Here is an 8435-nt window from a genome sequence, read left to right as displayed (position 1 = left end):
GCTGACCATATTACTGCTAATGGTGAGCTTACTGCAGAAGATATCACTAAAACTAGCGTTACGGTTACCACGCAATTGCAAAAGATTAAAGCTGAAAACAAAATTCTTGAAGAAAACATTTTTGTTGTAGCAGCTCCTGTTTTTGCTTCTGCACGTAACTTAGACGTTCTAAAAAACAAAATTGCCCTTTTAACTGGTAAACAATTAGAAGTATTAGATGTAAACGAAGAAGCAAAAACGCTTGTTAAAGGTGCTATACCGCCTGTTGATTTTGCTAATGCTTTCCTTCTTGATATTGGTGCTCAAACTACTAAAGGCGGTTACATTGACGAACTTAAAGACGGTAAATTAGAGTTTGTTCCTCTTGAGCTTAGTTTCGGGACAATGACTCTTACCGATGCTGTAGAAAAAACAGTAGTAAACAAAAGTCAAGTAAACGATATGTCTACCTACCAAGAAAAATCTTTTGATTACAATGTTATTCTACGTAAAAAGACAAAAGAATTATTTGATGCAAATCCTCCTTTAGCAAAAAAAGATAAATTATATTTATCTGGTGGTGCTGTTTGGGCGTTTTCAACTCTTTTTTATGACGAAACCGTTAATAAAGACCATTATGTTGCTTTAACGCTTCAAGATGTTATCGATTATGATGCTATTCTTAAAAACAATTTCGGAAAGTTTACTAACCTTGCCAAAACAAACAAAGAAGCTGCGAGAGTTTTAAGCACTTATGACCAAAAATACTTGATCTCGGCAAACAACATTCTTGTGACTTGTCTTGAAAGTATTCCAGACTACGCAACAAAGAAAATTTACTTTGTAAAAGAAGGACAAGTGATTTGGTTGATCTCTTACATTGCAGATCGTTCGAAAAAGATCAATACTAATTTCTAAGTATTTTTTTTTAAAATATCATAAAGCTTCAGAGAAATCTGGAGCTTTTTTTATTGCTTTTCATTTCAGTCTAAAAACAAGTTGATCTTTTTAGTTTCTAGCCTTTTAAAATGGTTGCAACTTATAATTTGCAACCATCTTTAGCATTCAAAAAAGCAGATTTTTTCTTTTAAATTCTAATTTTAAAATCAGGAAAAAATCTTACGTGAAATAAATCTATCTGATTATGAAAAATTTAACCGCTTTTTTTATCGTCGCACTTTTAGCATTAACAGCCTGCAAAAAAGAACAGTCAAAAGATAATTCAGAAAATGCAAATGCAACGTCTACTGATTCTATAACTGCTATTGCAAAAGAAGCTTGGATATACGGATATCCAATATTTTATAATTACAAAACCATTTATGCTAGTGCATTGAACAAAGAAGACAGAGCGTATTCAGGTTTTAATAAGTTTAAAAGCTTTGCAAATAGTGCTACTCCCGCAGATACTCTAGTGGTAACTATAAACAATGACACGCCCTACTCTATGGCCGCTCTTAATGTTTCTGATGAGCCTGTTGTTCTTGAAGTTCCTAAAATTGAAAGCGACCGATATTATGTAATGCAATTGGTCGATTTATACACCTTTAATTACGAATATATCGGAACTCGCGCTACTGGCAACAATGCCGGAAAATATTTGCTTGCAGGGCCAGACTGGAAAGGTGAAACGCCAAAAGGAATTGACAAGGTTTTGCGTTCAGAAACCAACTTGATATTTGTAGTAGGAAGAACCCAGCTTCATGATCCTGCGGATGTTTATAATCTGAAAAAAATACAAAGTCGGTATAAAATAACTCCGCTGCATGAATATACAAAACAGCCTGCACCACCAGTTAAAAAATACAACTTAGAACTTCCTGTTTGGAAAGAGAGCGATTACAGCAGTCCGCAGTTTATTAATGTGTTAAACGTTCTTTTGCAATATGCAAGCGAAGACAGCAGCGAGAAAGAACTGAGAGCACGTTTTGCTAAAATCGGACTTGTGCCTGGCACTGCTTTCGACAGTAGTAAATATCCGCCAGAAACCATAAAAGCTATCGAAAAAGGAATTGCAGAGGCAAAACAAGAACTAGATTCAAAAGTAAGCACTCTTAAAGATTTCGGAAATCTTTTTGGCACGAGAGCCGAACTTCAAAACAATTATCTAAATCGTGCAATTGCTGCGGCTGCCGGAATTTACGGAAACACCAAAGAAGAAGCTGTTTACACCGGAGCTAGTAACGACAAAGACAATCAGCCACTTTTAGGAAATAATAAATATGTTATAAAATTCAGCAAAGATCAGCTTCCTGAAGCGAAATATTTCTGGAGTTTAACAATGTATAATCTTCCGAAACGTTTTCTAGTTCCGAATCCGATTAACAGATATTCTATCGGCAATAAAACAAAAGGCTTAAAATATGAACCAAACGGAGATTTGGTTATTTACCTGCAAAGCACTTCGCCAGGAAAGGATAAAGAAAGTAATTGGCTTCCGACTCCAAAAGATGAAAAATTCATGTTTGTTATGAGAATCTATGGTCCAGAACCTGACGTAATTAATAATGTCTGGAAAATGACTCTGCCAGAAAAAGTAAAATAATCATTCATTCGATACACTACAAAAGCTTCAGAGAAATCTGGAGCTTTTTTTTATTTAAATTAATTTGTTAAAAATTTCATCATTCAAAAACTATATCGTAATATTGCAATATTAATATAATTAACATGGGAGCAACTAAGACTGAACATTTTACAGACGCACAAAATCAGATTGCCATAATTGCTAAAGCATTAGGGCATCCTGCAAGAATTGCCATAATCGAATATTTACTAAAAGTGAATGAATGTATTTGTGGTGATATCGTAAACGAACTGCCTCTTGCCCAGCCTACGGTTTCTCAACATCTAAAAGAGTTGAAAAATGCAGGAATCATCAAAGGAAATATTTCTGGAAATGCAATTTGCTATTGTATTGACGAAAAAACAATTGACATTTTAAACTCCTATTTTTTAAACATCACACAAACTATTTCAAAATCAAAATGTTGCTAAAACATTTTTTTTGACCAATTATATCGCAATATTGCAATTAACAAATAAACATAAACAAGATGAAATTATCAGAAGTAAAACAGATTTTACCAACATTAGATAATGTTGAATTTCAATTAGAAAACGGAGCTTTTGTACCAGAACATTTTCATGTAACAGAAGTTGGCGTAGTTACCAAAAATTTTATTGATTGTGGCGGAGTAATCAGAACTGAAAAAGCAGTAAACTTTCAACTCTGGGATGCCAATGATTTTGAACATCGTTTAAAACCTAATAAATTATTGCACATCATTCAGTTGTCTGAGGATAAACTAAACATCGAAGATCTAGAAATTGAAGTAGAATACCAAAACGTTACAATTGGCAAATATGATTTAGAATTTAATGGAAAAACGTTTATTCTAAAAAATAAAACCACAGCTTGTTTAGCACAAGATGCTTGCGGAATTCCTGCTGAAAAGCAAAAGATCAATCTTACTCAATTAACTAATGACTCTGCTTCTTGCTGCACTCCAAATTCAGGATGTTGCTAAAAAATGAAAGAACTAATCTTTAAATACAAAAAACCAATTGTAATAACCTCATCTGTTATTTTATTGCAGCTTATTTTCGGTTTTGAACCCAAATTCTGTATTATAAATATCATCTGGTTATTTGTTTAATTATGAAAAAGAAAATACTAATACTTTGTACGGGAAATAGCTGTAGAAGTCAGATTGCCGAAGGCTACATGAAGTTTTTTGCTGGAAATAAAGCTGAGGTTTACAGCGCGGGTGTAGAAACTCATGGCGTTAATCCAAAAGCTATTTTGATAATGAAAGAAGATGGAATAGACATTTCAAATCATACATCGAATAATATTGATGAATATGCAAATATCGATTTTGATTTTGTGATTACAGTCTGTGATAATGCTAAAGAGCGATGTCCGTTCTTCCCAACAAAAGCAGTCAAATTTCATTATAATTTTCCTGATCCTGCAAAAGCAACTGGAACAGATGCTGAAATAATAGAGCAGTTTAGAACCGTGCGAGAACTGATAAAAGAGTATTGCAGAAATTTTGCTACAGAAAATCTAAATTAACATTATTTAATATTCCGTTAGGAATATCTCTTCGGTAGAAAAAAAATAGCATTTTTGTATTACACCCTATATGGACGCCTAATTTGCGAAACAATTACCAATCAAACGTTCCTACGGAACGTATAATCATTGTTCTTATTTAATTTTACCAACGAGACGTTCCTACGGAACGTATATTTCTAATTCAAATCTCGTTTCTACCGATGAAACATTCCTACGGAATGAGTTGTTCCAGATTTCTTTGGAGCTTTTTTATTTAACCTCAGCACAAGATTCTTTAATCTGCATTTCATTAATTATATCTAACAATTCCATTTCATCGGTTGGAAATAATTGAAGCGCTTGTTCTAAAACCAATCCAACATCTATAGATAACTTTTTCCCATTATCTTGTTCTAATGCCAAAATACATAGCTTTAGCATATTTGTTATTACACAGCCTAATTCGGAGTAATTTAAAACCTTGATTTCTGCGTTGTAACCTTTATCAGCCGTTTTTAAAATATTTAAATATTGAGCTGATTGTTTTTTTAGGTACTCTATTTCTGCCGCTTTCATTCTTTGAATTTTATATCATTTTCAATAATTCAAATGTCATAATATATTTTCACTAATCGGTTATCTTACATGATAAGAATGCTTAATATTCCGTTAGGAATATCTCGTCGGTAGAAAAAAAAATATGGTTTTACATTGTGTCCTGTAGGGACACCTGATTTGCGAAACAATTACCAATCAAACGTTCCTATGGAACGTATAATCATGGTTCATTTTAATTTTTACCGACGAGACGTTCCTACGGAACGTATATTTCTAATTCAAATCTCGTTTCTACCGATGAAACATTCCTACGGAATGAATTGCTGTAAAATCTTTTGTATATTTTTATACATGACCCATCAAATATAAAAACCAAAAATGCGTAAGCCCAAAAGGACTTACGCATTTTTTCTGATGAAACATTATAAAAAACGCCGTTTATCTTCTTCTTCCGCCGCCTCCGCCGAAGCCTCCGCCTCCCATACTACGAGATCCGCCTCCCATTTGTCCGGCGCTTGGTCTTGAAGACGCTCCTCCTCCTCTATTAAAATTTGAGTTTGAAGAACTTCCTCTATTTAGATTTGAAGTCCCTGCACTTGGCGATGAACTCTGACGGGTTCTTCCAGATGCATTAGTATTCCCTGCACGATTGGAGTTTCCCGCTGATGGTCGTGTGCTTGCCGAAGGACGCGAATTACCCCGATTTGTATTGTATCTATTATTGGTCGAATTGTCTCGCACTGTATTAGATCTCGATCTATTATTATTGTAATTATTAAAACTGTTTCTGTTATTAATATATACATTGTTATGTCCGCCATGATAATGTCCGCCGTGATAGCCATGATGATGGTAATAATGGTTGTGACGATAAATTCCGACCGCCAATACGGTAAAAGCAGCGAAATAAGGCGGATAAAATCCGTAATAATAAGGTGGATAATACGGCACGTAAGCTGGTGAATATACATATTGTACAATTGGCACTGTTTCTACCACAACGGCTGTTACGGCTGGCGCGCTTTGTACGGGATCGTCTCCTGTATAAGCAGGATTTGATGTTTTTGCTGCCGAGGATTTGCTTACTGGCTCGATAACATAATCTTTTCCATACAGCAGTTCATCGCCTACAATCTGCATTTTTACTTTTCCGTTTTTGTCTTTATCGACAAAAATAACAGCGACGTCCTGATTCTCTGTTTTGCTAACGGCAACTTGAAGAACAAACGTAAACGAGTTACCATCTTTCTTGGTAATTACTTTTATGAAGTCTACTTTTTTGTCTAGATTCAAATCGAGATTATTGATTCCTGTTTTCTCCAAATTCAGATTTTTTTCAAACTCCTCAATGGTTTTTGATTTCTGAAAGAGTGTCATCACAGCATACAAATCTAGATTATCGCCTGGAAGTCCTAGTTCTTTACCATCGTTATCAGACTGACTAAAAATTAGCTGGGCAGACATGATTAATGCAACTGTCAAATATTTTGTAAATTTCTTTATCATATTAAGAGTATAAAATATTAGTAAGCAGAGTAGAAAATGATCTTTCTATACTTTCTACTCTGTACCCAGAAATCGTCTAGTGTTTTTTGGTTTTATCCAGTTCGCCAATAAAAGGAATAGCATTCTGAATTTCAGCGCGTATAGTCACTTGCAGATACAACTCAAGCTGTACAAATTTTGCGGCATTGATTCCGCCAATAGCTTTTGCCAGTTTAGAATGCGTTTTGGCAAGTAATTTTTCTGAATCTTGATTGTATTTTAAGTTTGCCGCTGTTAGTTCTGTAGCTTTAGCATCGCTTAAAGTCGAATAATTGTTTGCATAGTCTTCCAGAATTTTAATCTTCTGCTGACTTAAGGCTTTGCGCTCTGCTTCGTATTTATCATAAATAGGCTGAAATGCTGCTGCTTGTGTGTCAGACAAATCCAAATATTCTTTGACTACATCTGCCTTTGATTTTCCATAAAGATCTTGGATCAAATTAATTTCATCTACAGAAGATTGTGCAAAAGCACTTAATCCGAAAACTAATGAAAGTATAAATAGTAATTTTTTCATAATCTTAATTTTAACGTTTAAATTATTTGCTAAAGTCATAGCTACGCATTACTCCCAAAATAAATTGGAAAGTTTAAATGCATTTTATTCTGTCAATCCATCAGAAGCGCTCATGTCTCTTACGCACACATATTTGCCATCTCTTTTTTCGAAATAACTCATGTAGTTTCCGGTATTAATTGGTGTTTTAGTAGAATCTATTACTTTATAATATCCTACTTCTAAAACCATATTTCCGTCGTGCGAAACAAAAACTTCTTTGGTTTCAAATGATATTGTATTGGTATTATTAGCCAAATCTGATTCTAAAAATTCATATCTAGCCTCTTTCCCAATAATCGGTGGCCTGTTCTGATAAAAAGTTATCGCATCGTCTGCATAATAACCAATCTCTTTCAATTGGCCAGCATTGTATGTAGCAGCATATTCATTTTCTTTTGCCTGAATTTCTTTTTTGACCTGCTTTAAGTCAATCACAACATTTTCGTCCTTTTTTGTATTGCAGGAAATCAATAAAACACAGAACCCTGTGACAACAGCTCTTATAATTATTTTATTTTTCATAAACATTAAATTTTCAATTTGATATAAAACTATTTCGTTTTACAAACAGGTTCAAAAATTTGTTCGTAAACACAGGTCTTTTTAATATTCTTCGAATATTTTTTGAAGTTCTGCCAAGCTTCTTTTTTTCAGCAATGCTACCGACAATAAGATTCTAGATTTCTGCGGATTTAAAGCATATGAAGCAATTAATCCAAGTTCATCATCGTTGCATTCTACATTACGGCTTACAAGTCCAGTTGCAACGCGCGTGCTTCGAACTACTATAATTCCTTTTTTGCTAGCTCTTGCACAAGCATCTAGAGAAGCTTTGTTCATATTTCCGTTTCCTACTCCAGCAATTACAATTCCTTTGGCACCGCGTTCAATCGAAGCATCAATTAAATCTGGCTTCATATCTGCATCGGCATAAATAATGTCTACGCGAGGAAAAGAGCTAACGCCTTTTACATCAAACTCTGAGTTTTTTCCAAATTTTTGACTAGGATAATTAAAGAAATCGTTTGTTCCGTAAGAAGTAATACCGATAAGTCCACGAAGCGGAGACATAAAAGTCTGGACAGCCGTTGTGCTAACTTTTGTTAAAGATTGTGCCGAATGAATCCAATCGTTCATTACCAAAAGTACACCGCGCCCTTTTGCTTTAGGATCGCCAGCTACTGCAATCGCATTATAAAGATTTAAAGGTCCATCTGCACTAATTGCTGTAGATGGACGCATGGATCCGACAAGCACAACTGGTTTGTCTGTTTTTGTAGTTAGATTTAAAAAAAAGGCCGTTTCTTCCATTGTATCGGTTCCGTGTGTAATTACAAAACCGTCTACATCATTGCTATCGGCTAACTCATTAATTCTATTGGCTACTTTCAGCATAATTTCAAATGACATATCCTGAGATCCGACATTCGCAATTTGCTCGCCTTTTATATCGGCTACTTTCAAAGCATCTGGAATTGCATTTACCATTGCATCAATGGTAACTTGACCAGAAGTATATCCTGACTGTACTCCAGTTTGAGCAGAACCAGCAATTGTTCCGCCTGTTGCTAATATTAGAACTTTAGGTTTAGCCTGTCCGAACATGCTGATATTGAGTGATAATAGCAGCAGTAAAAGTATTTTTTTGTAAAAGTTGATATTTAATTTCATCATTTTGTCGTTTTAAGGTTGAGAATTATTTTTGGCCTGTTAAAGTTGCTGGATCAAGCA

Annotated in this window: 10 protein-coding genes; 5 read left to right on the top strand and 5 right to left on the bottom strand. The window is 34.5% G+C overall.

The window, feature by feature from the left end; translation table 11 throughout:
• The 5 genes from B3J44_RS23835 to B3J44_RS23815 form a co-directional block, all read left to right on the top strand.
• A partial coding sequence (locus B3J44_RS23835) for an exopolyphosphatase (protein ID WP_286972001.1) occupies nt 1-897 on the top strand: 897 nt, incomplete at its 5' end.
• 226 nt (nt 898-1123) lie between these two features.
• On the top strand, nt 1124-2524 hold the full coding sequence (locus B3J44_RS23830) for a DUF1254 domain-containing protein (protein WP_286971998.1): 1401 nt from the start codon (nt 1124-1126) through the stop codon (nt 2522-2524).
• Between the two features lie 125 nt (nt 2525-2649).
• The gene (locus tag B3J44_RS23825) at nt 2650-2976 is read left to right on the top strand and encodes an ArsR/SmtB family transcription factor (protein WP_286971996.1); all 327 of its coding nucleotides are present in this window, start codon (nt 2650-2652) and stop codon (nt 2974-2976) included.
• A 59-nt stretch (nt 2977-3035) separates the two neighbouring features.
• The gene (locus B3J44_RS23820) at nt 3036-3509 is read left to right on the top strand and encodes a DUF6428 family protein (RefSeq protein WP_286971994.1); all 474 of its coding nucleotides are present in this window, start codon (nt 3036-3038) and stop codon (nt 3507-3509) included.
• 131 nt (nt 3510-3640) lie between these two features.
• A complete protein-coding gene (locus tag B3J44_RS23815) occupies nt 3641-4060 on the top strand; it encodes an arsenate reductase ArsC (protein WP_286971992.1) in 420 nt (139 codons plus the stop codon).
• Between the two features lie 252 nt (nt 4061-4312).
• Here the strand turns inward: B3J44_RS23815 and B3J44_RS23810 are convergent, their stop codons facing one another.
• The 5 genes from B3J44_RS23810 to B3J44_RS23790 form a co-directional block, all read right to left on the bottom strand.
• Nucleotides 4313-4618 (bottom strand): hypothetical protein, encoded by a 306-nt coding sequence (locus tag B3J44_RS23810; protein WP_286971990.1) that lies wholly within the window; start codon nt 4616-4618, stop codon nt 4313-4315.
• 420 nt (nt 4619-5038) lie between these two features.
• Nucleotides 5039-6106: a hypothetical protein gene (locus B3J44_RS23805; RefSeq protein WP_286971987.1), complete on the bottom strand. Its 1068-nt coding sequence runs from the start codon at nt 6104-6106 to the stop codon at nt 5039-5041.
• A gap of 76 nt (nt 6107-6182) precedes the next feature.
• The gene (locus tag B3J44_RS23800; protein WP_198857586.1) at nt 6183-6662 is read right to left on the bottom strand and encodes a hypothetical protein; all 480 of its coding nucleotides are present in this window, start codon (nt 6660-6662) and stop codon (nt 6183-6185) included.
• A gap of 84 nt (nt 6663-6746) precedes the next feature.
• Nucleotides 6747-7226 carry a YybH family protein gene (locus B3J44_RS23795; protein WP_286971985.1) on the bottom strand — a complete coding sequence of 160 codons (480 nt, stop codon included), beginning with the start codon at nt 7224-7226 and terminating at the stop codon, nt 6747-6749.
• An 81-nt stretch (nt 7227-7307) separates the two neighbouring features.
• On the bottom strand, nt 7308-8378 hold the full coding sequence (locus tag B3J44_RS23790; protein ID WP_233074163.1) for a type II asparaginase: 1071 nt from the start codon (nt 8376-8378) through the stop codon (nt 7308-7310).
• Nucleotides 8379-8435: the final 57 nt, after the last annotated feature.

It is taken from the genome of Flavobacterium sp. UBA4854 (assembly GCF_002399805.1).
GTDB lineage: Bacteria > Bacteroidota > Bacteroidia > Flavobacteriales > Flavobacteriaceae > Flavobacterium > Flavobacterium ginsengisoli.
This window is presented reverse-complemented; position numbering and strand designations above follow the sequence as displayed.